The organism is Dermacoccus sp. Tok2021, from assembly GCF_019895135.1.
GTDB classification, from domain to species: Bacteria; Actinomycetota; Actinomycetes; order Actinomycetales; family Dermatophilaceae; genus Dermacoccus; species Dermacoccus abyssi.
Window position 1 is genome coordinate 42,087 of sequence record NZ_JAGTHU010000015.1, and the last position, 23,009, is coordinate 65,095.

Here is a 23,009-nt window from a genome sequence, read left to right on the forward strand (position 1 = left end):
TCTTCGTCCTGCCAGGAGAGGTCATGTCTGTCGAGGCTTCCACGCCCGTCCTGTCCGAAGTCGCCGAACGTGTCGGTGTCACGCTCGAAGTCGCTCAGGGGGTGTTGGGCGACATTCCGGCCGCGGAGCTGGAGGGCAAATCCCTCGATCACCTCGCGTGGATCGTGCGAGGGCAGTGGAGGGCCGCGGCCGAGCGACGCCAGGGGGAGCCGGTCGTCGTCGTCGAGGAGGAACTGCCGCGCTCGCTCGTCGCGGACGCGGTGGAGCACGCGGGTGTCTCCAGCCTGACCTCGGGTGTCGTGGTTCGCGTTGTCACGGACGACACCGCTTTCGTCGTGGACTCACTCGTGGCAGCGTTCACGGCTCGAGGTGCGGGCATCGGGGATCTCGTCCACCCGCAGATGCGTGCCGTGCGTGACGATGCTGGTCGCCTCATCACGGCAACGCGAAATCGCAAGCGTCAGGGTGCGGTCCGTCTGCCCGGTCACAGCGAGGAACTTCCCGCGGGCGCGCACGAGGTCGCGGAGTCGTGGGTCTATCTCCACCTCTCGCCGGCGGGCGAGTTCGACGGCAGCCAAGACATGGTGGAGACCGTGCACAAGGTCCTTCGCGACGTGCGCCTGGCTTCCGAGGACTGGCAGAGCATGCGTGACATGGCCCTCCAGACGGCCGACGACCTCGAGAACGACCCGCCCGTGAGTGTTCCCGAGTTCGCCACGGCTGACGTGCGCCGCTTCCTGCACTGGCTGGCCGACGACAACTTCACCTTCCTCGGCTACCGGGAGTACGAGTTGGCCACCATGGACGAGGAGGACGTCCTGCGGCCCGTGGAGGGCACCGCCCTCGGCATCCTGCGCAGCGCATCGGGTTCGGCCACCGGGTTCGAGCGCATGACGCCGGAGAGCCGCGCCATGGCACGCTCCCCGCAGCTGCTCATGCTGACCAAGGCCAACTCGCGCTCACGTGTTCACCGTGATGCCTACCTCGATTACGTCGGCGTGAAGACCTTCGACGCGGAAGGCAACGTCACCGGGGAACGCCGCTTCCTCGGTCTGCACACGGCCCGCACCTACGCGGCACCGACGTCGACCGTTCCGGTCGTTGCCGAGCGGGTTGCGAAGGTCGTGCGTCGAGCCGGGCACTCGCCCGACTCCCACTCCGGACGTGACTTGCTCAACGTCCTCGAGAACTACCCGCGCGACGAACTGTTCCAGACGTCGTCCGCGCGCCTCTACGACATCGCCACCGAGGTCGTGCGCCTCCAGGAGCGCCGCCACGTCGGCGTCTTCACACGCAATGACGACTACGGGCGCTTCGTCGCCGTCATGGTGTACCTGCCGCGTGACCGGTACAACACCCGGGTGCGCGAAGCCATTGCCGAGTTCCTTCGCGAAACCTACGGCGCGCAGAACGTCGACTACACGGCTCGGGTGAGCTCCGAGGCGCTCGCCCGTATCTTCTACACGGTTCGCATGCCGCGCGGCGCCGCCATTCCCGACGTCACGCCCGAGCAGATTCGCGCTCACGTCCTGGAGACGACCAGGACGTGGACCGAGCGTGTCACGCATGCCGCGCAGACGGAGGGTGAGCTCGACGGTTCGACGGCCCGCGCTCTCGTCACGCAGTACGGCACGGGCTTCTCGACGGCCTACTCCGAGGCGTTCTCGCCACGCCAGGCGGTGGCGGACATGCAACGCCTGGAGAGGCTGGGTGACGACGACTCCGCGCTCACGCTCTACGGCACCAAGAACCTCGACACCCGCGAACGTCGGCTCAAGATCTTCCGCAACGAACCCCTCATGCTCACCGAGGTCTTCCCGATCTTCACCCACCTCGGTGTGCAGGTTTCCGACGAGCGCCCATACACGGTTCGACGCTCGGACGGTCGCACCTCGTACGTGTACGACTTCGGTCTGATCGCGGACCGCACGGCCATGTGGGGCAACACCCCGCAGGAGAGTTCGCGCCGCCGCACGAACGTGCAGGACACCGTTCTCGCGGCGTGGCGTGGGCAGGCCGCGAACGACGCCCTCAACCAGCTCGTTCTCGCTGCCGGGCTCACGTGGCGCCAGATCAGTCACCTGCGGGCCCTCGCTCGCTACATGCGCCAGATCGGCTTCTCGTTGAGCTACGAGTACGTCGTCGCGGCGCTGCTGGCCAACACCGACCTCACGTCGCTGCTCGTGCGTCTGTTCGAGGCGCGCTTCGACCCGACCCTCGACGACGCCGAGCGTGAGGCCCAGACGAAGGCGGTGCGTCAGCGCTTCTCCGACGGACTGGCCGACGTGGCGAGTCTCGACCACGACCGCATCCTGCGCACTCTCGAGGGTGTCATCATGGCGATCGTGCGTACCAACGCGTACACCCCGCGGGTCCTTTCCGGCGAGGTCGCCGAACTCGTCTTCAAGATCCGGTGCGCCGACGTGCCCGGCATCCCCGCACCGGCTCCGATGTTCGAACTGTGGGTCTACGGCCCGAAGGTCGAGGGTGTCCACCTGCGCTTCGGTCAGGTGGCGCGCGGCGGCCTGCGGTGGAGCGACCGGTTCGAGGACTTCCGCACCGAGGTGCTCGGCCTCGTCAAGGCGCAGATGGTCAAGAACGCCGTCATCGTGCCGACCGGATCGAAGGGCGGTTTCGTCGCGAAGCAGCTCCCGGACCCGAGCGACCGCGAAGCGTGGCTCGCCGCGGGCGTCGAGGCGTACGAGGCCTTCATCAGCGGCATGCTGTCGGTTACCGACAACCGTGACGGTGACGAGGTCATCCCCCCGAAGGACGTGGTGCGTTACGACAGCGACGACCCCTACCTCGTCGTCGCGGCCGACAAGGGCACCGCGGCCTTCTCCGACAAGGCCAACGCCGTGGCTCGTCGCGCAGGCTTCTGGCTGGACGACGCGTTCGCGTCCGGAGGCTCGAACGGGTACGACCACAAGGCCATGGGCATCACCGCCCGCGGTGCGTGGGAGTCGGTCAAGCGTCACTTCCGCGAGCTCGGGCACGACACCCAGAGCGAGGACTTCACGGTGGTCGGCGTCGGCGACATGAGCGGCGACGTGTTCGGCAACGGAATGCTCCTGTCGGAGCACATCCGCCTCGTCGCGGCGTTCGACCACCGCGACATCTTCATCGACCCGAATCCGGACGCGGCCACCTCCTACGCGGAGCGCAAGCGCCTGTTCGAGCTGCCGCGTTCGTCGTGGTCGGACTACTCACGTGACCTCATCTCCGAGGGCGGCGGAGTGTTCTCGCGCTCGGCCAAGCAGGTGCGCCTCACCCCGCAGATCCGCGAGGCCCTGGGTATCGAGGGCGACGTGGAGACGATGACGCCGAACGAGCTCATGCACGCCGTGCTGCTCGCTCCGGCCGACCTCTTCTGGAACGGTGGCATCGGCACGTACATCAAGGCTTCGAGCGAGACCAGCGAGCAGATCGGCGACCGCGCCAACGACGCCATCCGTGTCGACGGGCGTGACCTGCGCGTCCGCGTCATCGGTGAGGGCGGCAACCTCGGCGTCAGCCAGCTGGGGCGTATCGAGGCAGCGCAGAACGGCGTCAGTGTCAACACCGACGCCATCGACAACTCGGCGGGCGTCGACTCGAGCGACCACGAGGTCAACATCAAGATCCTCCTCGCCGATGTCGTACGCGACGGCGGGTTGACGATGGACGAACGCAACGAGCTTCTCGCGTCGATGACCGACGAGGTTGCCCACAAGGTGCTGCGTCACAACACTGACCAGAACACGCTGCTCGGCAATGCGCGCGTCCAGGCGCCGGCGATGCTGCACGTGCACCGTCGTCTCATCGACGCCCTCGAAGCGGACGGCTTCCTCGACCGCGAGCTCGAGTTCCTGCCGAACGACGTCGAGATCGACGAGCGGATCGAGGCCGGTGAGGGCCTGACCTCGCCGGAGTTCAGCGTGCTGCTCGCCTACGCGAAGCTGCGCCTGAAGGATCAGGTCCTCGCGAGCGACGTCGTCGACGACGAGTGGTTCGTGCGTGAACTGGCCGCCTACTTCCCGGACGCTTTGCGCACCGGGTACCCCGAGGCGATCGAGGCGCACGCACTGCGTCGCGAGATCATCACGAACTCGGTCGTCAACGGCCTCGTCAACCGCGGCGGCATCACGTTCGTCCACCGCGCGAGCGAGGAGACGGGGGCCCGCCCGGAGGAGATCGTGAAGGCGTTCGTCGTGGCCCGTGAGGTCTTCGACGCGCAGAGGTTCATCGACGAGGTCGAGGCACTCGACAACGTTGTGAGCACCGACGTCCAGTCCTCTCTGCTTCTGCGTCTGCGTCGTCTGCTCGACCGAGCCACCCGCTGGTTCGTCCATCACGAGGTGGAGCACACGTCGGTGTCGGCGCTCATCGAGCGTTACGAGCCGTCCGTCAGCCTTCTCGCGCCGAAGGTTCCGGAGCTCGTCATCGGCGTGGGCCGGGAGCAGTACGAGGACACGGCGGCGGGTCTCGTGGAACAGGGCGTTCCCGAGCAGTTGGCCCGACGGGCCGCCGCCCTGCTCGATCTGTTCGTCCTGCTCGACATCACGGATCTGGCGCACGAGATCGACGCCGACGTCGAAGCCGTGGCGAGCACGTACTTCCACGGTGCGGCGCAGATCGGTCTGGGACGCATGCTCGACGCCATCGCCGAGCTGCCGCGTGACGACCGGTGGGACGCACTGGCCCGCGGTGCGGTGCGTGACGACGCCTACGCGGTGCTCACCGACCTCACACGCGACGTCATGCTCGAGGCGCCGGAGGCCGGGTCCACCGAGGAGCGCTGGAACGCCTGGGCCGAGCGGCACGCGCTCGCGGTCGAGCGCGGCCGTGCGGCGATCGCCGGCGTCGAGCGGGCCGAATCGCGTCTCGCACCGATGTCGGTCGCGCTGCGCACGCTGCGCACGCTGACGCGTGGCACCTCCGGCGACGCAGGGCAGGCCGAGCCGACCGCGTGAGCGTGACGACGACCGACATTCTCGGGTCGGCCTCGTGGAGTGACGAGGCCGACCACGAGTGGCTGCACCAGCTCGTCGGCGACTGGCAGCTGCTCGCGGATCTGTCGTTCTCCGACCTCGTGTTGTGGGTCAGCACGGACGAGGGGTGGCGTGCCGCCGCTCACGTGCGGCCCACGACAGGTGTCAGCATCTTCGCCGAGGACCTCGTCGGCGTGGCGCCCTCTCAGGAACTCGCCGCGCGGCTGACCCGCAGTTCTGTCTCCGGGCAACGGACGTCGGCCGATGAGGACGACGACGGGGAGCCTGTCACGGTCGAGACCATCCCGGTGCGACGGACGATCACCACGGTGGCCGTCCTCAGTCGACACATGATCCGTGGCAACGTCGGACGCCGCGGGCGCTTGGAGAGCCGCTACCTGGGGCTGTCGGACGCGCTGCTGACGATGGTCGCCGACGGAACCTTCCCCGACGGAGGGGGCGCCTCCAGTGGCCGTGGCGGTGCACCCCGAGTCGGTGACGGTGTCATCGCGCTCGACGAGGGCGGTCACATCACGTACGCGAGCCCGAACGCCGTCTCGGCGCTGCGGCGCCTCGGCATCGAGACGAACGCCCTCGGCCTTCGGCTCGGTACGGCGTTCGAGGAGCGCGGCGTGACGTCGGCGGAAGCCCCTGTGGAGGGCGGCGTCGTGCTTGCCGGTCGTGCGCCGTGGCACGCCGAGTTCCGCAAGGGGTCGGCCGCGCTCATGGTGCGCGCCGTGCCACTCATCGCCGAGGGGCGCCGTTTCGGGGCGGCGCTGCTGCTGCGCGACATCACCGAGCTGCGCCGCCGCGATCGCGAGCTCATCACGAAGGACGCGACGATCCGTGAGATTCACCATCGGGTGAAGAACAACCTTCAGACGGTGGCGGCCGTCCTGCGGCTGCAGGCGCGGCGCCTGCCGGACATCGAGGCACAGCGGGCGCTCGCGGATGCCGGCCGTCGCGTCGCGGTCATTGCGGCGGTCCACGAGACGTTGAGCGCGGGATTCGGCGGAGCGGTCGACTTCGACGAGGTGGCCGAGCGAGGACTCACGACCGGTGTCGACGTGGCACGGCTGCCGGACGCTCCCGTCGAGGCGCGGCTCGTCGGTTCCTTCGGGGTGCTCTCGAGCGAGGACGCTACCTCGTTGGCCATGGTGCTCGGCGAGCTCGTACAGAACGCGGTGGAGCACGGCCTCGCGGAGCGCGGCGGACGGGTGACGGTGGAGGCGCGTCGTGACGGCGACGGCCTCGAGGTCAGCGTGGTGGACGACGGGTCCGGCCTCGTCGCCGGGGAAGGCGTGGCCGGGGGAGCGTCGGGTCTCGGTACTCAGATCGTGCGCACCTTCGTCCAGGACCTGCACGGAACGATCGAATGGGCTGCCGAACCGGGAGGCGGCACGAGGGCACGGTTCAGTGCACGGCTGCGTCCGCTCGATGCGTCATCGGGGGGAGGGGACGCGAAAACGGGCGGCCATCGTGATGATGGGCCGCCCGCTGAGACGCGATGAGAACGATCAGCTGGCGCGGCGCGCGCGAGCGTTGCGACGCTTGAGAGCGCGTCGCTCGTCCTCCGAAAGGCCGCCCCAGACACCGGCGTCCTGACCGGACTCCAGTGCCCACTTCAGGCACGTGTCGATGACTTCACAACGACGGCAGACGGCCTTGGCGTCTTCGATCTGCTGCAGGGCCGGGCCGGTGTTGCCGATCGGGAAGAAAAGCTCCGGGTCCTCGTCCAGGCACGCAGCGCGATTGCGCCAATCCATGTGGCATTGCTCCTTGAGTCTCCGCTGAAACCGGCGGGGTCGGTGCGAACGATGTCGGGGTGCCGACGGTCCGATGCGCTGTGCGATGCATCGAAACGATGATCGTTCGGGGCGCGGGTGGGCGTTCCCCTATAGGTTCACACCTGGCCCGGCGTACGCACAAGGGGTTTCGACGAACTTTTTTGTTCGATTGTGTGAGTTTCTGATCACATGTCGGCTCACGGAGGGTGCCACGTACAGTTTACGGCGTGACGCGAAAACCCCGTAATGCCTCAGAACTGCCCGACGAGACGCCATCCCGCACACCTGCGCGATCGAGTGATGCAGCCTGGCTCGTCAGTGCCGCCGGCACCGGCCTTGCCGCGCTCGCGATGCTCGTCATGGCGGCGATGTCGGCGTACGGCGTGATCAACGGGGAGGCCAGTACCACGACCCGCGCCCTCACGGAGGCCGCTGTTCTGGTCGTCCTGGCGGCGGGCGTGGCGTTGCTCGCGATCAACCTGCTTCGTCACAAGAGCCTGGCAAAGACCCCGACGTTGCTGTGGAACGGCATGCTCGTGCCGGTCTCGTTCAGCCTCATCAGCGGGGGAGCCAAGCTGTTCGGCGTCGCGACGCTCGTTGTTGCGGTCGTCTCGTTCGTCGCGGCGCTCACGCTGCCGCGCTTCGACCCGGACGAGGACGACCAGGCGGACGCCGTTCTCTGACGCCCGGTCGACCATGCAGCGTGTCAGGCAGAGGCCCTGCTCGACGTTGACGACGAACTGCTCGACGAACTGTTCGAGGAGGGGCTCGCGCTCGACGACTTGGTCGGCGTCTTGGCCGGCCCGCCGGCCTTCACCTTGTTGCCGAGCAGTTGGACGAGCTTGGGCACAACCGTGTCGCGGTAAGCCTTGCGGGCGCTCGCGTGGTCGTCTCCGAGTGAGGAGAACCCGATGCCGGAGAACGAGATCTGGCCCGCGGCATCGCCGTTGGTGAGCAGGACGTGTGTGGTCGTGCCGTCGCTGAAGGAGTCGGCCACACCGTTCTTGCCAGGGCCGGCGAAGGTGTAGATACCGGGGTTCTTGGCGGCACGAGCCTGGTGAGCCTTCTTGTCCGCGTCCCAACCCTTCGTGACGTCGGCCTTTGTGCCGAAGCGATCGAACTCGATGACGATGCGGCTGCGGTTGTCGCTCTCCTCTCCCTTGACGGTGAGAGTGAGCGTGCCGTCCGAGAAGTCGGCCGACCGAAGACCCGGCACGATCGAGCGCAGTTCCTCGGTAGCCAGAAGGGTCGACTCCTTGGGGAGCGCGGACTTGTCGATCTTGCCCTTGCCGTCGAGGCGCAACGTGATGGCGCTCCCCTTGGGGGACTTCGGGGAGGACGAGGTACTGCTCGACGACGACGAGCTGCTCGAGGTCGAGCCGGAGGACGTGCTCGAGGTACTGCTCGGCGTCGACGTGCCGGGCGTGCTCGTCTCGGCGGCGATGGCCGGCGCGGCGATGAGGGCGCCCGTGAGCGCGACGGCGGCGGTGATCTTGCGCGTACTCGTCATGGTGACAGGGTGTCACATTCACCCGGCTCGCCCGGGGACACGAAGTGCAGGACGTGCGCGTGCGGCAGAACGAGTCCGCGTCCGGGCGGCATGGCTGCGGGCACCTGTGCCGGACGGAGACCCGCGAGGGAGTACTCCGTTTGGTCGTTCTGACGCAGGACGATCTTCACCTCGAGGAGCGCCGCGAGCTTGGACGCGAGAACCAATCGCGCTCCCGTGATGACGAACACCCTGCGGAACTGGTGCGCGCGCTGCACGTGCCGCAACATCTCGTCCGCCGCGAGCCCGTGGTTGATGCGCATGAGGCTGTCGTTGAGGGCTTCCCAGCCGTCGACGACGATCGCGACGCGCTCTGCGACCGGGCTCGGCTCGTTGAGGGCGGTGAGCAGGCGCACGACGTCGTCCGGATCGTCAGCGGCGAAGTGGTCGTCGACGGGGAAGCTCGGGACGTCGCCGACCCACCAGGTGCGTTCGCCCGTCGACCGTCTGGCGCTCGCAATCGTCATGGCAGCGTGTGTGCGCCCGCTGCGAGGAGCCCCAGCGATGCCGATGTGTTCGGTGCCGGCTCCTGAGAGGACCGGTTGCGATTGATCGTGCGGGAGGTCGACGACGGCGATCGGCACGCTGTTTCGCGGGCGCTCGCCTGCTTGGGGGCGCGCGAGCAGGAGGTCGGGCCAGCGCACTTCACCCATGGCGAGGTGGGCAACAGGCCTGGTGTTTTCGCACAGGGGCGGGAGCACCGGGCGGCGCGGAGCAGGTAGGTGCGTGGCGGCAGCCTTGGCTTCGGCGACGAACGTTTCCAGGTCGTTCGTCGTGGAATGGCCCGCCGGCCGGCATCCGGGGCACTCGGGCTCGGCAGCAAGGGGGCCCGGTGCGCGGAGATCGACCTCGTGAACGTGGAGTGGGGGTTCGTCGGTGTGGAGCATGCGTGGCGCGCCGGTGAAGGCCGTCTGCAGCTCGACAGGGGTCGACCCGCCGTGGGCGAGGAACGCTCGCCCGGGATGCCGAGGCGAAATCGCTGCGGCGGCGGGGGAGTCGATGACGTCGATGCTGTCGGAGCGTTCGCGGACACGCAGTGCGACCCGTACGTCCAGGTTGGCGCGCATGTCTGCGGTGACGGCGCCACCGGGGCGCTGGGTGGCGAGGACGAGGTGCATGCCCAGCGACCGACCGACAGCCGCCAGCCGCACAAGGCCTGCAACGAATTCGGGCAGTTCCTCTGCGAGGACGCGGAACTCGTCGACGATGACGAAGAGACGCGGCAGCGCCGTGGCACTCTTCGGTGGGGTGGCTCGATATGCCGTGTAGGAGTTGTACCCGGCGGCAGCCAACGTGTGCTCGCGTCGTTTGATCTCCGCCTGGAGCGCGGACAGAGCCCGTTCCGCGAGGGAGTTGTCGAGGTCCGTCACGAGACCGACGACCTGGGGAGCGTCGACGAGCGGGCCGAAGGTGGCTCCGCCCTTGTAGTCGATGAGCAGTGCGGTGACGTCGCCAGGCCCGTTGAGTGTGAACAGGCCACGCAGGTAGGCGAGGAGGAACTCGGACTTGCCTGCACCCGTGGTGCCGGCCACGAGGGCGTGTGGCCCCGAACGGACGAGGTCGAGGTGGACGGGGCCGGTTGCCCCGAACCCGACCGGGACGGCGGTGGACGGTCCGGCCGCCCATGCCCGGGCGACGTCTGCAGGCAGGAGACTGTCGGCGGGCACCGTCGTCGGAATGGACGAACTCGTGCCTCGGCGTGAGGTGGTCGCCCACCGCCGCGCGAGCCTGGTCGTCGTGACGAACCACGAACTGATCGGCTCGTCGAAGGTGAATCGGTGACCGGTCGGCAGCAAGGAGGCGTTGTGGCCGTGGCGGACCGTGACGACGAGATCGGTCGGCCCGCTTGAGCCGCGCCTCTCGCGTTGCATTCCGGGCGCCGACGGTCCGACCCAGACGAGAACCCCCGAGGCCACGGGGAGCCAGCGTCTCAACGCCTCGCGTGCGCCCTCGCTGCGCGCGTCGAGGACGAAAACCGGAAGCTCGTCGCCGGTGTGACCGGGTCGGGCGGCCCGCTCTGCCAGGTCCTGTTCCGTGTCCTCGGGTAGGGCTGCTCCCACCTCGAGGCGAGCTGTGTCGCGGCACCACGTCCACCGCGCACCCTCAGCCATGTCCGTGACGACGTGGAGGCCGCAGGCGCCGGGTACGCCTTCGACGAGAAGCCGGGCGACGACGTGTTCCATGCAGGCACCCACCGAGGCGGCGTCACAGTCGAGATGGAGCAGGTCGCCAGAAGTGAGGGCCACCGCAACGGGCGCGTCGTCAAGGGTGAGGTGACGTGTGACGCCGTCATGAGTCACGGAATGGATCGACGGAGACGTTCCGTGTCCGAGACGCAGAACCAGGGGCCAGCTGCGTTCACCCGACGCGATGCCCGGCCGACGCCCCGCCGCGACGTCGGTGAGAACGTCCGGTGGCGGGAGCCGTGCGGTGCGCTCGAGGCGCTCGCGGTTCAGGAGGTCGTCGATTCGTCGCCCGGTATCCGCCTTGGATCGCGCGTACTCACGAGCGGCCGCTCGCCCTCCGAGCCGACCTCGCCGGCGGTCGTCGAGATACGTGAGGCCGATGGTCAGGGGCCCGATGAGCATGAACGCCAGCATGAGGGTGGAGTGCAGAACGACGGCCATGACGAGGGCCACCGGCACAGAAGCGAGTGCTGCCACCCACCGGAGCGGGCTGCGGGGCGGGGCCGTGGGACGTGAGGGCCACTCCAGCCGGGTGGGCGCCAGTTCGAGGCGGTTCGCCACCGGAGCGGGGATGCGCAGTGTGCCGTCCCCTCGGGCTTCCACCGCTACGGGCTCGAGCGTGGTGTCGAGCCGGATGCGCGTTCCCCCGAGGCGTAGATGTTGACCGATCCGCCACACGCAGGGCTCACCCGGATCCAATGCCCGGGCATCGAGTGAGGTTCCGTTGGAGCTGCCTTCGTCGCACACCTCGACCGAGCCGCGCCGCACGATGACGCGAGCGTGTGTTCGGGACACGAGCGGGTCGTCGGTGAGAAGCGGGTGGGCGCGGCCCAAGATGTGCTCACCCGGAGGAAGCGGGCACGAGCGTCCCTGACCCGGCCCGGCGGACACCACCAGTCGAAGCGGAGTGGGAACCGAGTTCGTGATGGTCGTGCGCTGCGGCTCGAGGGACGCGCCGTCGACGAGCGGAGGCTCGCCGAGGCGGAATCCGTCGTCGATGTCGATGTCGTCCACTCGAAGTCTCTTGCCGACGAGAGCCGGGCCGAGGTGTTCGCGCAGCGTCGTGAACTGTGTGCCCGCGGGGGCCTCGATGTCGAAGACGCGGGTGTGGGCTTGGTCGGGGTTCGCGAGCGCCAGACGCAGTTTCACCTTCATGGTGACCAGCGTGTGCCGAACCCGCGAGCCGGCAACAGAGCCAATTTCTTCCTGTGGATAACTCCGAGAAAGCGAATGGTAAGAATTTGGTAAGAATTTCGGCTAAACCCCCGCTCGGTTCCGCCGGAGCCTTTGATGGCCGCCAGGAACGAATCGACTCGACGAGCGAGTCGGCGGGAGGTGACCATCCATGGCTGTCGGTCTCATCGAGGACGAGGTCCGTGAGCAATTGCGCTCGCGTGCCGTCGATCCGAGCACCGAACCGGAGAAGGTCCGCTCGATCATTGCGGAGATCGTGTCAGCCACCGAGCTCGCTCGCGCACGAGCCGGGCTCCCGGCGCTTCCGAGTGCGAAGGACGAGGCCAAGGCCGTGTTCGACGCGGTGGCGGGTTTCGGGCCTTTGCAGCCCTATCTCGACGACCCGTCCATCGAGGAGATCTGGCTCAACGAACCGGCCCGCGTGTTCGTGGCACGCTCGGGAATCCCCGAGCTGACGAACACGATTCTCACGCCCGAACAGGTGCGCGCGCTGGTCGAACGAATGCTGCGCTCGTCCGGTCGTCGCTTGGACCTCAGCGCTCCGTTCGTCGACGCAGCTCTTCCGGACGGATCACGTCTGCACGTCGTCATCCCCGATGTCACCCGCGAGTTCTGGGCGGTGAACATTCGCAAGTTCGTCGCCACGAGTCATTCACTCGACGATCTCGTGCGTCGCGGCTCGTTACCGTCGGGGCTCGCGAAGATCCTGAGCGCATGTGTCCGCGCGGGTCTCAACGTGCTCGTTTCGGGGCAGACCCAGGCCGGCAAGACCACCATGCTCAACTGCCTGGCGAGTGCCATTCCGCCGACCGAGCGGGTCATCACCTGCGAGGAGGTCTTCGAGGTCCAACTCGCGGCGCGTGACTGGGTGGCGATGCAGTGTCGCCAACCCAACCTCGAGGGCAACGGCGAGGTCACGCTGCGCATGCTCGTCAAGGAAGCACTGCGCATGCGCCCCTCGCGTGTCGTCGTGGGGGAGGTGAGGCAGGCCGAGTCGCTCGATCTGTTGTTGGCGCTCAACAGCGGTCTGCCGGGCCTCGCCACTCTGCACGCCAACTCTGCCCGTGAAGCCCTGACGAAGCTGTGCACACTTCCGCTGTTGGCGGGCCCCAATATTTCTTCGTCGTTCGTTGTCCCGACGGTCGCCAACGCGGTTGACCTCGTCGTCCACCTCGGCCTCGATCGGCACGGGCGCCGCTCCACCCGCGAGGTGCTGCGCGTGACCGGCCGCGTCGAAGGAGACACCGTGGAGACGATCAGCCTTTACGAAGAGGGGCAGGACACCTACCCACGGCTGCTCGCGGCCTTTGACGGCGAACCCCGCTTCGCACGGGCGGGTATTGACCTGGCTGCACTGGCGCGGGAGCTGTCGTCATGACGGCGTTATTGTGCGCCGCGGCGGTCGGCACGGGTCTACTCCTCATGTGGAGTGCCTGGAGCGCGCCTCAGCCCGTGGCCCCGGTGGCGTCTCTACGCCGCTCACGTCAGTACGAGCGCGTGCGTGAGCAATTGACGCTCGCGGGATTTCGAGAGCAGGGGGTCGGAGCCGTCGTCGCGGCCTCAATGCTCAGTGCCCTCGTCGTAGGTGGCGTCGTTTTCGTCGCCACCGCAGTTCCGGCTCTGACGTTGCTCGGTGGTGCCGTAGGTCTCTACGCGCCGTGGATGTTCGTGCGTCACCGCGCCGTCGTCCATCTTCGGGCTCGGCGTGAAGCGTGGCCCGACGCTGTCGATCACGTCGCCTCCGCGGTACGCGCTGGCCTCTCCATTCCGGAAGCTCTGCGGCAACTCGCCCACCACGGTCCCGAGGTGTTGCGGGAGGACTTTGCCGCCTTCGCCCGGCACGATGCCGCGCACGGCCGCTTCGACGTGTCGCTCGACGTACTCAAGAGCTCCCTCGCGGATCCGGCCGCCGACCGGCTCATCGAGTCCTTGCGACTCGCCCGCAACGTCGGAGGATCCGACGTCGGACGTCTGCTTCGCACACTCAGCTCGTTCCTGCGCGAGGACGCCGCGACACGCACTGAGTTGGCTGCCAAACAGAGCTGGACGGTGAGTGCCGCTCGCCTGGCGCTCGCGGCGCCTTGGCTCGCTCTCGTCGTGGTCGGTTTCCGCAGTGGCGGACTCGACGCCTACCGCTCCAGCACGGGAGTGGCCGTTCTCGTGGTGGGCGGCATCGTCTCGTGGATTGCCTACCTCGCCATGCGCGCCATCGGTCGGCTGCCGACAGAGGAACGAGTCATGCGATGAGCACCTACGCAGCGTGGTGGCCGGCACTGTGCATCGGTGCCGGGCTACTGCTCATCGGTACATGGCTCGTGCGCCCGCGAACGTCACTTCTCGAGCAGCGCCTCACCGGCATTCTCACCGGTGACCGAGGTCCAGGATCACGCCGTAACGCACGAGCTCTGCTTGACTCCGTCGCTTCGGGGCTCGGGAGGGTCCTCGGAGGCGCTGACCACGTGCGCTCCCGACTCGAGCGAGCCGGGCTCGCCCCGGACGTTCAGATGTTCCGCACGAGCCAAGCGGTATGGGGCATGACCGGCTTCGCCGCCGCATGCTTCGTGTTGCTGGTGGGTGGGTCGTCTTCGCAGTCCGGGCCGGTGGGCGCTACGGCTCTCATTCTGCTTGCGACGGGGCTCGGTGTCGTGCTTCGCGACCAGGTGTTGACGCAGCAGGCGACCCGTCGCGAGGCGCGCATGCTCACCGAGTTCCCGTCCGTGGCCGACATGCTGGCGCTCGCGGTAGCGGCAGGGCAGGGGCCCCTGGGCGCCCTCGAGCACGTGACCCGCCTGTGCAGCGGCCCGCTGTCGGACGAACTGCGTCGCGCTCTCGACGAGACGCGGGCAGGAACGCCACTGGCGCGGTCGCTCACGGGGGTCGCTCGGCGAACCAACGTCATGGCGGTCAACCGCTTCATCGAGGGCGTCATCGTCGCTCTCGAGAGGGGGACCCCGCTTGCCGACGTTCTTCGGGCCCAGGCTCAGGACGCCCGTGAAGCCGCCCGCGGGGAACTCATCGAATCAGCTGGGCGCAAGGAGGTCCTCATGATGGCGCCCGTCGTCTTCCTAGTGCTGCCGATCACCATCCTCTTCGCCGTCTATCCGGGCATCGCCGCCCTGGACCTCAACCTCTGACCCCACCCTGTCGGAACTCCTCACCGACACCCCACCGGAAGGAACACACCATGTCTCATCTCGTCTCAGTCCAGCGCCGAGTCCGCCGAGCCGCCGGCAACGTCATGACACGGCTGACAGGCCAACCGGATCGCGGCGACGTGCCCGGTTGGGTGCTGGTCACCCTCATGACCGCGGGCCTCGTCACACTCCTGTGGCAGACGGCGGGGCCCCTGCTCAAGAACATGTTCACCGCCGCGATGAACAAGGTGTCCGGAGGATGAGTCGACGCCCGGAGCGTCGCGTCGCCGCGCTCTCCGGGGACGAAGGCTCGGCCGTGGCTGAGTACACGATGACGATGGCGCTCATCGTGGGCGTGTTCCTCGTCGTCTGCCAGTTCGCCTACGCCACCCACGTCCGTTCGACCCTCACCATGGCAGCAGCAGAGAGTGCCCGGTACGGCGCTCGGGTCGATGCCGGTCCCGGCGTGGCACAGGAGCGCGCCCGCGACCTCGTGTCCGATTCCCTCAGTCCGCGTTACGCAGGATCGATCTCAGCGCATCGCAGCAGTGCGGAGGGGCTCGACGTCATTCGGGTGGACATCGACGCGCCCGTTCCCGTGCTCGGGCCGTTCGGTGTCGGGCTCACGCTGCACACCAGCGGGCGCGCGATCGTCGAGGAGCGTTCCGCGTGAGCGTCGAAAGGACTGTCGGTCACGACGTCGTCGACCGCCACAGTGAAGAAGGTTCCGCTCTCATCGAAACCATCGTGGTCATCGCAGTCTTGCTCCTGCCGCTCGTGTGGGTCGCGACCGCGCTCCTGCGTGTGGAAGCGGCCTCGTACGCGGCACGTCAGGCCGCTCGCGAAGCGGCGCGCACCTACGTCACGTCATCCTCCAGCGCGGCAGGTGCTGCCCGCGCGAACACAGCAGCTCGGATCGCCTACGCCGACCAAGACGTGCCGGTCGGATCGACGGCCGTGACATGCACCCTCAGCCCTTGCCTGACGCCGGGTGCCTCGGTGCGGGCTTCCTCGCGAGCGACGGTGACGTTGCCGTTCGTGCCGAAGTGGCTCGCCGGGGCCGCGAACCTTCAGGTCACCGTGTCGTCGTCCCACGAACAGAAGGTCGAACAGTACGGGGGCCAACGATGACCCGTTTCCGCGCGCCATGGATGTGCTTGCGAGCGTTGTTGAGTCGCCGCACCAAGGCTGTTGTGGCCGACGAGACCGGAGGTATCGGCTTGCTCGGTCTCGGTCTCAGCGTGTGCGTGTGCATGCTGCTCGTCGGGGGAGTGAGCGTGGCATCCGCGCAGATGGCTCGCCTCGACGTGCTCGATGCAGCCGACCACGCAAGCGCAGCGGCCGCTGACCGCATCTCCCTGGCCGGCGCCTATACCGAGGGAGTCGACAACGCCACGCTCGATGCCGACGCGGCCTCGGCGGAGGCGGCACGCATCGTCGCGTCCACACCCTTGCCCAAGCACGTCACGTCGTGGCGCGTCAGAGGCGTCGAGGTCGTCGGCGAGCAGGTCACTGTTCGAGTACGCGCCGTCGTGCGTCCGCCGGTCGTCGGATCGGCCATGGCGGCTCTCGGTGAACCCATGACCGTGGACGTCGTCTCACGTGCTGACGCCCATCTGGAGCGGTGAACAATCGGTTGGTTGGGGAGTCGGGCGTCATAACGGATACCCTGGAAAGCGTGGCTGTCGACTTTCCTACCGAAATCAAGAACCTGCGCTCGACCATGGCGTCCGTGCGCGAGGTGCTCGACCTCGAGAAGCTGAAGAAGCAGATCGCCGACCTCGAGGAGCAGTCTGCCGCCCCCGACCTGTGGGACGACGTCGAATCGGCCCAGAAGATCACCTCCGCCCTGTCTCGCGCGAACGCCGAGAAGGACCGCGTCGAGAACATGGACGCCGCGATCGACGACCTCGAGACCCTCGTCGAGATGGGTACCGAGGAGAACGACGCTGACACGATGGCCGAAGCCGAGCGCGAGCTCACGAAGCTGACGAAGGCCGTCGGCGAACTCGAGGTTCGCACCCTGCTCAACGGCGAGTTCGACGAGCGCGAGGCCGTCGTCACCATCCGCGCCGGCGCCGGTGGCGTCGACGCCGCCGACTTCGCCGAGATGCTCATGCGCATGTACCTGCGCTGGGCCGAGCGTCACGGCTACCCGACGAAGGTCATGGACACCTCCTACGCCGAAGAGGCCGGTCTCAAGTCGGCCACGTTCGAAGTCAACGTGCCCTACGCCTTCGGGAATCTCTCGGTCGAGGCCGGCACTCACCGCCTCGTGCGCATCTCGCCGTTCGACAACCAGGGCCGCCGCCAGACGTCGTTCGCGGCCGTCGAGGTCGTGCCGCTCATCGAGACCACCGACACGATCGAGATCCCGGAGAACGAGCTCAAGGTCGACGTCTTCCGCTCGTCGGGCCCCGGCGGTCAGAGCGTCAACACGACCGACTCGGCCGTGCGCATGACGCACATCCCCACCGGCACGGTCGTCTCGATGCAGAACGAGAAGAGCCAGATCCAGAACCGTGCCGCCGCGCTGCGCGTCATGCAGTCGCGCCTGCTGCTCATCAAGAAGCAGGAGGAAGCCGCGCAGAAGAAGGAACTGGCCGGTGACGTCAAGGCCAGCTGGGGTGACCAGATGCGCTCCTACGTCCTGCACCCCTACCAGATGGTCAAGGACTTGCGCACCGAGCACGAGGTCGGCAACACGAGCGCCGTCTTCGACGGCGACATCGACGGCTTCGTCGAAGCAGGCATCCGCTGGAAGCGTGCTGCGGACCGCGACGACGACTGACCTCACCGACGGGACCGAGAGCGCTCCACACCACGATGATCCGATTCGACGACGTCTCCCTGACGTACGACAAGAACCAAGCCCCGGCGCTGGAGCACGTCAGCTTCAACATCGCGCGCGGTGAGTTCGTCTTCCTCGTCGGCGCCTCCGGTTCCGGCAAGAGTTCGCTCATGCGCCTCATGACGCACGAGGTCGCGCCCACCGACGGCGAGATCCACGTCGCCGGGCGCGAACTGCGCAACATGCCGCGACGCAAGGTCCCGAGCCTGCGACGCGACATCGGTGTCGTCTTCCAGGATTTCCGTCTCCTCGAGAACAAGACGGTCGAGGAGAACGTGGCCTTCGTCCTCGAGATCCTCGGACGTCGACGCGGCGCCATCCGCCGGGCCGTGCCCGAGTCGCTCGAACTCGTCGGGCTGGCGGAGAAGGCCAAGCGCTTCCCGCACGAGCTCTCCGGCGGTGAGCAGCAGCGAGTGGCGATCGCCCGCGCCGTCGTCAAGCAGCCCGCCATCCTGCTCGCCGACGAGCCCACCGGAAACCTCGACCCCGCGAACTCGGACGACGTCGTCGGGGTGCTCGATCGCATCAACCGCACGTCGACCACGCTCGTCATGGCCACGCACGACAACAGCCTCGTCGACCGCCTGCAGCGTCGCGTGCTCGAGATGAAGGACGGCCGCCTCGTGCGCGACTCCACCGGTGGTTACCGAGCTGAAGCCCTCGAACCGGACCTGGGTGAACTCAGTACGCGCAGCGCCTACCGCGCGGCGCACGGATCCCATCGTCTGGAGGAGACGCCGTGAGACTTCGTTTCCTCACCTCCGAGGTGTGGCAGGGCGTTCGACGCAACACCTCGATGATCGCGTCCGTCGTGCTCGTCTCGATGGTCTCGCTGTTCTTCGTCGGTTCCGGCCTGCTCGCCCAGCGTCAGGTGGACCAGGCCAAGGGCGACTGGTACGAGAAGGTCCACGCCTTCGTCTTCCTGTGTACCGACTCGGACACGAACGTCGCGTCGTGTGCCGGGGGAGAGGCGAGTACAGACCAGACCGAGGCGGTCAAGAGCAACCTCGACAACCTGCGCCCACTCGTGACGAAGGTCGACTACAAGACGAGCGAACAAGCCATCGCGATGTTCCGCGAGCAGTACAAGGACTCGCCGTACGTCAGCAGCGTCGACGCGAAGTCGATGCCGGCGTTCTACGAGGTTCGCCTGTCGGATCCGCAGCGCTTCGACGAGATCGCGAGTGGATTCCAGGGCATGCCCGGCGTCGCGCACGTGAGCAACCTGCATCAGGTGCTCGCGCCGTTCTTCTCCTTCCTCAACATGCTCGGTGTGGGTTCGGCGATCATCGCCGGTCTCATGGTGGTCTGTTCCATCCTGCTCATGGTCACGACCATCCGGCAGGTCGCGTTCACCCGCCGCCGCCAGGTCGGCATCATGCGACTCGTCGGTGCCTCGAGCGCCACCATCTATCTGCCGTTCGTCGCGGAGGTCCTCATCGCCTCCCTCGCCGGTGCGGTGCTCGCGTCCGGCCTGTTGTGGGCGATGGTGCACTTCGGCGTGAGTGGGCTCGCGAGTTCGGGCGGCGGCTTCGTCAATCTCATCGGTGACAGCGACGTCCTCGTCGTCGTCCCCTGGCTCTTCCTGGGAGCCTTCGTCCTCGCTGTCTCTACGTCATGGGTGACGCTGCGTCGTTATCTCAAGGTCTGATGAACGTGGGTGCACTCTCCTCGCGACGCTCTCGCGCGGCTGCCTCGATGGCCGTCGTCGCGGCCCTGACGCTGGGCGCCGGCTCGGCGGCATTCGGCGACGACGTCGACGACAAGATCAAGGCGAGCAAGTCCGAGATCGACGACCTGTCGAAGGAACTGACGGCCGCGGACGCGAAGCTCAAGAAGACCGACGCCGCGGTCGCCGCCGCTCACAAGAAGGTCACGACGGCACGGTCCAAACTGACGAGCGCGCAGCAGAAGCAGACCGACGCCAAATCCGATTACGACCTTGCGAAGGCCGACGAGGACGCGTCACTCAAGGCGCTCGCCCGCAACCGCACCGATCAGGCGGCCGCTCGGACGCAGGTCGGTGGTCTCGCGCGCAACGCCTTCGAGTCCGGTGGCTTGGGTGACCTCACCTTCACCGTCCAGGTGCTCACCTCGAAGACCGACGTCACGGGCTCCATGGCGCTCGCCGACATCGTCATGCGACGCCAGCAGGGCGTCATCACGAACCTCAAGAGTTCCGCGGCCGCCGGGCAGAGCGAAGCCGCGCGTCTTGCCGAGGTCCGCCGCAAGGCGAGCCTGACGAAGACGAAGCAGGACGCCGCCGTGGCTGCCGCGTCCGCGGCCAAGAAGCAGGCCGACACCGCCGAATCTGACCTCAAGACGGTCCAGGCGACGCAACAGAGCGACCGAGCGTCACTGGCCAAGGAGAAGAAGAAGGAAGAGGCGAAGCTCGCGGCCCTCGAGGCGGAGAGCAACCGACTCAAGAACATCACCTCGACGAGCGACAACCTCGACCCGAGCGTCACGAAGCTGACGAACGAAGGCGGCTTCCTCGCCGCACCCGGACCGGCGTCCTCGATCGTGTCGCCGTACGGCTATCGGTTCCACCCGGTGCTGCGGATCCAGAAGCTGCACGAGGGCGACGACTACCCGTTCGCCTGTGGCACCCCCGTGTACGCGTCGGGTGACGGCACCGTCATCGAAGCGAACTACAACGGGATCTCGGGCAACCACGTCTACATCAGCCACGGAACCGTCAACGGCGTACAGCTCACCACGGCGTACATGCACTTCACGAGCCTTCGCGTCAGTGCCGGGCAGAAGGTCAAGAAGGGCCAGCAGATCGGTGTATCCGGCATGACCGGGCGCGTCACCGGATGCCACCTCCACTTCGAGACCCGAGAAAATGGTGTCGCGGTCAACCCACGCAAGTGGGTAGGGTGACGCGCTGACGGGCGCAGTACGGGACGAACACGAGACGAGGAGGTGAGCCGCATGCCCAAGGAGAAGGGCACGAAGGTCATCGCGAACAACAAGAAGGCGCGCCACGACTTCCACATCGAGGACACGGTCGAGGCCGGCCTCTCCCTCATGGGCACCGAGGTGAAGAGCCTGCGCATGGGTCGGGCCTCGCTCGTCGACGGCTACGTCCTCGAACGTGACGGTGAGATGTGGCTCGAGAACGTCCACATCCCCGAGTACATGCAGGGCACGTGGACCAACCACTCGGCGCGTCGGCGGCGCAAGCTGCTCCTGCACAAGGCCGAGATCATCAAGTTGGCCGACAAGGCGCAGTCGAAGGGCTACACGATCGTGCCCTTGTCGCTGTACTTCAAGGACGGGCGCGCCAAGGTCGAGATCGCACTGGCCAAGGGCAAGCAGCTGCACGACAAGCGTCAGACGCTGCGCGAGCGTCAGGACAACCTCGAGGCCCAGCGCGAGATGCAGATCCGCCTCAAGCGCGGCGGGTGACCCGTTCGCCCCTTCGCTCATGCCCCTTCCTCGCTCATGGCAAGGTAGGGGCATGAGCCGTTTCTCGGGGATGTTGACGACGTTGGCCGCCGCCTCGACGCTCGTCGGGGTGAGCGTCCTGCCGGGGGCGCAGGCGGCAGTGGCCGCCGGCAACGAGAACATGCGCATCAGCGCGTACGACATCGACTACGACCTCAAGCGTGACGGCGCCGTCGACGTCACGGAGAACATCACGGTCCGCTTCGACGACAACTCTCACCACGGGCTCGACCGGTTCATCATTACGGCGCAGGGCTACAACGACGAGAAGCACCGTGTGTACCCGCTGACGAACGTCAAGGTCACCTCCAGCACAGGTGCGCCCTCGGACGTCGAGAAGTCGGCCGACGGGGGAGCGACGCGACTGCGCATCGGCGACGCCGACCGCACTGTCAGCGGGGTGCAGAAGTACACGATCACCTACCGCCTCGGCGGCGTCGTCAACAAGCAGCCGAACGGCTCCACCGAGTTCTACATCAACGCCATCGGCCAGCAATGGGGCATTCCGATCGACAAGGCGAACGTCACCCTCAAGGGCCCCGCCGCCGTCAACGACGCGAAGTGCTTCTACGGCGCGAAGGGCTCCAAGCAGACGTGCCAGGCCACGAGCGGCGAGCAGGCCAGCTTCTCCGCGCGCTCCGTGGGCAACGGCGAGGGCATGTCCATCGTGTCCGCCATGCCGACGAGCGCCTTCACGAACACCGCGCCGATTCTCGAGGACGGCTCTGCGGTGGAGGCCTACGGTTCGGGTGGTCCGTTCTCCCAGAGCACGCGCAAGAACCTCAACCTCGTCGGCGGCGCAGGCACCGTGGGCGTGGCGGGCCTTGCCGGCGCCTGGATGCTCGCGCGGCGGCGCAAGACCGGCGATCAGCGCTTCGGTGGGGTGACGCCCGGTGAACTGCCCGCCGACGGACAGCGCTACGACGTCGTGCGTGGCCCGGAGCCGGAGGTCGCCGTCCGTTTCGACCCGCCGCGGGACACGACGCCCGGGCTCATGGGCACCATCATCGACCGCAGCGCGGACAACCGTGACGTCGCCGGCACGATCGTGGATCTGTCCGTGCGTGGCTACCTCACGATGACCGATCTCGGCGACAAGGACTGGCTTCTCACCGCCCAGAACCCGCCCGGCGGTGATTCGCTCCTGCCGTACGAGGCCACGTTGCTCAACGCCGTCTTCGCCGGCGGCACGGAGGTGAAGCTCTCGGATCTGCGCAACGAGTTCTCTGGCCACCTCGCCGAGGCCAAGGAGGGGATGTACCGCGAGACGCTCGAACGCGGGTGGTTCGACGAGTCGCCGGCCACCTCCCGCGCGAAGGCGATGGGACTCGTCGTCGGTTTCTTCGCACTAGCACTCGTCTCGTTCTTCGTGGCCAGTGCGCTCAACCTCAACGGTTTCCTCTTCGGTGCGGGCTTCGCCGCTGCGGGCGTTTTCGCGCTGTTCCTCTCGCGCAGTGCGGGTGCGCGAACTCCCGTGGGTTCTGCCGTCTACGACCAGTCACGCGGGTTCGAGCTGTACCTCAAGACCGCCGAGGCGAAGCAGTTCAAGTTCGAGGAAGCCGAGCAGATCTTCAGCCGCTACATGCCGTACGCCGTCGTGCTCGGGCTCGCGGAGCGCTGGGCCAAGGTCTTCGGTGAAGTGGCCGAGGCCGCTGCAGCTCAGGGCTATCCGTTGGCGATGCCGTACTGGTACATCCCGTACGGCGGCTACGGAGGTTTCAGCGGCTTCGACGATCTCGGTTCGGGCCTCGACTCCTTCGGCGAGGCCGCCTCGGCGGCTCTCAGTTCGACGCCCGGCTCCAGCGGGGGCAGCGGCTTCTCCGGCGGCGGAGGCTTCTCCGGTGGTGGTGTGAGCGGCGGCGGTGGCGGCGGCTGGTGACGTAGC

19 protein-coding genes are annotated in these 23,009 nt (G+C 67.5%); 16 read left to right on the forward strand and 3 right to left on the reverse strand.

Features of this window, described 5'->3' with window-relative positions; all coding sequences use genetic code 11:
- Positions 1-23 precede the first annotated feature (23 nt).
- Together K9D12_RS09885 and K9D12_RS09890 are read left to right on the forward strand one after the other, a co-directional pair.
- Positions 24-4,952 carry an NAD-glutamate dehydrogenase gene (locus K9D12_RS09885; protein WP_223060127.1) on the forward strand — a complete coding sequence of 1,643 codons (4,929 nt, stop codon included), beginning with the start codon at positions 24-26 and terminating at the stop codon, positions 4,950-4,952.
- Between the two features lie 2 nt (positions 4,953-4,954).
- Complete coding sequence (locus K9D12_RS09890) at positions 4,955-6,481, forward strand: sensor histidine kinase (RefSeq protein ID WP_223060128.1); 1,527 nt, start codon at positions 4,955-4,957, stop codon at positions 6,479-6,481.
- Positions 6,482-6,487: 6 nt separating this feature from the next.
- Here K9D12_RS09890 and K9D12_RS09895 read toward each other — a convergent pair whose 3' ends face one another.
- Complete coding sequence (locus K9D12_RS09895) at positions 6,488-6,736, reverse strand: WhiB family transcriptional regulator (protein WP_006943843.1); 249 nt, start codon at positions 6,734-6,736, stop codon at positions 6,488-6,490.
- Positions 6,737-6,984: 248 nt separating this feature from the next.
- Between K9D12_RS09895 and K9D12_RS09900 the strand changes: the two genes are divergently transcribed.
- Positions 6,985-7,440 (forward strand): hypothetical protein, encoded by a 456-nt coding sequence (locus K9D12_RS09900; protein WP_129664467.1) that lies wholly within the window; start codon positions 6,985-6,987, stop codon positions 7,438-7,440.
- A gap of 23 nt (positions 7,441-7,463) precedes the next feature.
- Here K9D12_RS09900 and K9D12_RS09905 read toward each other — a convergent pair whose 3' ends face one another.
- Positions 7,464-8,267, reverse strand: a complete 804-nt coding sequence (locus K9D12_RS09905; RefSeq protein WP_223060129.1) for a hypothetical protein — start codon at positions 8,265-8,267, stop codon at positions 7,464-7,466.
- On the reverse strand, positions 8,264-11,647 hold the full coding sequence (locus tag K9D12_RS09910; protein ID WP_223060130.1) for an FtsK/SpoIIIE domain-containing protein: 3,384 nt from the start codon (positions 11,645-11,647) through the stop codon (positions 8,264-8,266). Before K9D12_RS09910 ends, K9D12_RS09905 begins: the two co-directional genes overlap by 4 nt.
- 190 nt (positions 11,648-11,837) lie before the next feature.
- On the opposite strand from K9D12_RS09910, the gene K9D12_RS09915 reads away from it, so the two are divergent.
- Genes K9D12_RS09915 through K9D12_RS09975 form a run of 13 tightly spaced genes read left to right on the forward strand, consistent with a single transcriptional unit; the run spans position 11,838 to position 23,003 of the window.
- Positions 11,838-13,064, forward strand: coding sequence for a CpaF family protein (locus K9D12_RS09915; protein ID WP_129664461.1), 1,227 nt, complete (start codon positions 11,838-11,840; stop codon positions 13,062-13,064).
- Positions 13,061-13,933, forward strand: coding sequence for a type II secretion system F family protein (locus K9D12_RS09920; protein WP_118913690.1), 873 nt, complete (start codon positions 13,061-13,063; stop codon positions 13,931-13,933). Before K9D12_RS09915 ends, K9D12_RS09920 begins: the two co-directional genes overlap by 4 nt.
- Positions 13,930-14,820 (forward strand): type II secretion system F family protein, encoded by an 891-nt coding sequence (locus K9D12_RS09925; RefSeq protein WP_047311925.1) that lies wholly within the window; start codon positions 13,930-13,932, stop codon positions 14,818-14,820. The genes K9D12_RS09920 and K9D12_RS09925 overlap by 4 nt, the downstream gene beginning before the upstream one ends.
- 50 nt (positions 14,821-14,870) lie before the next feature.
- Positions 14,871-15,083, forward strand: coding sequence for a hypothetical protein (locus K9D12_RS09930; RefSeq protein WP_047311926.1), 213 nt, complete (start codon positions 14,871-14,873; stop codon positions 15,081-15,083).
- The gene (locus tag K9D12_RS09935) at positions 15,080-15,493 is read left to right on the forward strand and encodes a TadE family protein (protein WP_129664459.1); all 414 of its coding nucleotides are present in this window, start codon (positions 15,080-15,082) and stop codon (positions 15,491-15,493) included. The genes K9D12_RS09930 and K9D12_RS09935 overlap by 4 nt, the downstream gene beginning before the upstream one ends.
- Complete coding sequence (locus K9D12_RS09940; RefSeq protein ID WP_118913694.1) at positions 15,490-15,951, forward strand: pilus assembly protein; 462 nt, start codon at positions 15,490-15,492, stop codon at positions 15,949-15,951. Before K9D12_RS09935 ends, K9D12_RS09940 begins: the two co-directional genes overlap by 4 nt.
- 38 nt (positions 15,952-15,989) lie before the next feature.
- A complete protein-coding gene (locus K9D12_RS09945; protein ID WP_129664457.1) occupies positions 15,990-16,448 on the forward strand; it encodes a hypothetical protein in 459 nt (152 codons plus the stop codon).
- Positions 16,449-16,498: 50 nt separating this feature from the next.
- Complete coding sequence (prfB, locus tag K9D12_RS09950) at positions 16,499-17,611, forward strand: peptide chain release factor 2 (protein WP_047311930.1); 1,113 nt, start codon at positions 16,499-16,501, stop codon at positions 17,609-17,611.
- Positions 17,612-17,646: 35 nt separating this feature from the next.
- Positions 17,647-18,414 (forward strand): cell division ATP-binding protein FtsE, encoded by a 768-nt coding sequence (ftsE, locus tag K9D12_RS09955; protein ID WP_129664455.1) that lies wholly within the window; start codon positions 17,647-17,649, stop codon positions 18,412-18,414.
- Positions 18,411-19,322: a permease-like cell division protein FtsX gene (gene ftsX / locus K9D12_RS09960; RefSeq protein WP_129664453.1), complete on the forward strand. Its 912-nt coding sequence runs from the start codon at positions 18,411-18,413 to the stop codon at positions 19,320-19,322. Before ftsE ends, ftsX begins: the two co-directional genes overlap by 4 nt.
- A gap of 5 nt (positions 19,323-19,327) precedes the next feature.
- Entirely contained in the window at positions 19,328-20,557 is a 1,230-nt protein-coding gene (locus K9D12_RS15300) for a M23 family metallopeptidase (RefSeq protein WP_165357902.1), read from the forward strand.
- A 51-nt stretch (positions 20,558-20,608) separates the two neighbouring features.
- Positions 20,609-21,085, forward strand: coding sequence for an SsrA-binding protein SmpB (smpB, locus tag K9D12_RS09970; RefSeq protein WP_047311934.1), 477 nt, complete (start codon positions 20,609-20,611; stop codon positions 21,083-21,085).
- A 52-nt stretch (positions 21,086-21,137) separates the two neighbouring features.
- Positions 21,138-23,003, forward strand: coding sequence for a DUF2207 domain-containing protein (locus tag K9D12_RS09975; protein WP_165357901.1), 1,866 nt, complete (start codon positions 21,138-21,140; stop codon positions 23,001-23,003).
- Positions 23,004-23,009 lie beyond the last annotated feature (6 nt).

Excerpts from the sequence above, each read along its gene's own strand:
- K9D12_RS09915 (WP_129664461.1), top strand. The coding sequence starts at position 11,838 with ATGGCTGTCGGTCTCATCGAGGACGAGGTCCGTGAGCAATTGCGCTCG.
- smpB (WP_047311934.1), top strand. The coding sequence starts at position 20,609 with ATGCCCAAGGAGAAGGGCACGAAGGTCATCGCGAACAACAAGAAGGCG.
- K9D12_RS09905 (WP_223060129.1), bottom strand. The coding sequence starts at position 8,267 with ATGACGAGTACGCGCAAGATCACCGCCGCCGTCGCGCTCACGGGCGCC.
- K9D12_RS09930 (WP_047311926.1), top strand. The coding sequence starts at position 14,871 with ATGTCTCATCTCGTCTCAGTCCAGCGCCGAGTCCGCCGAGCCGCCGGC.
- K9D12_RS09885 (WP_223060127.1), top strand. The coding sequence starts at position 24 with ATGTCTGTCGAGGCTTCCACGCCCGTCCTGTCCGAAGTCGCCGAACGT.
- ftsE (WP_129664455.1), top strand. The coding sequence starts at position 17,647 with ATGATCCGATTCGACGACGTCTCCCTGACGTACGACAAGAACCAAGCC.
- K9D12_RS09935 (WP_129664459.1), top strand. The coding sequence starts at position 15,080 with ATGAGTCGACGCCCGGAGCGTCGCGTCGCCGCGCTCTCCGGGGACGAA.
- K9D12_RS09920 (WP_118913690.1), top strand. The coding sequence starts at position 13,061 with ATGACGGCGTTATTGTGCGCCGCGGCGGTCGGCACGGGTCTACTCCTC.
- K9D12_RS09910 (WP_223060130.1), bottom strand. The coding sequence starts at position 11,647 with ATGAAGGTGAAACTGCGTCTGGCGCTCGCGAACCCCGACCAAGCCCAC.
- K9D12_RS09925 (WP_047311925.1), top strand. The coding sequence starts at position 13,930 with ATGAGCACCTACGCAGCGTGGTGGCCGGCACTGTGCATCGGTGCCGGG.
- K9D12_RS09975 (WP_165357901.1), top strand. The coding sequence starts at position 21,138 with ATGAGCCGTTTCTCGGGGATGTTGACGACGTTGGCCGCCGCCTCGACG.
- K9D12_RS09895 (WP_006943843.1), bottom strand. The coding sequence starts at position 6,736 with ATGGATTGGCGCAATCGCGCTGCGTGCCTGGACGAGGACCCGGAGCTT.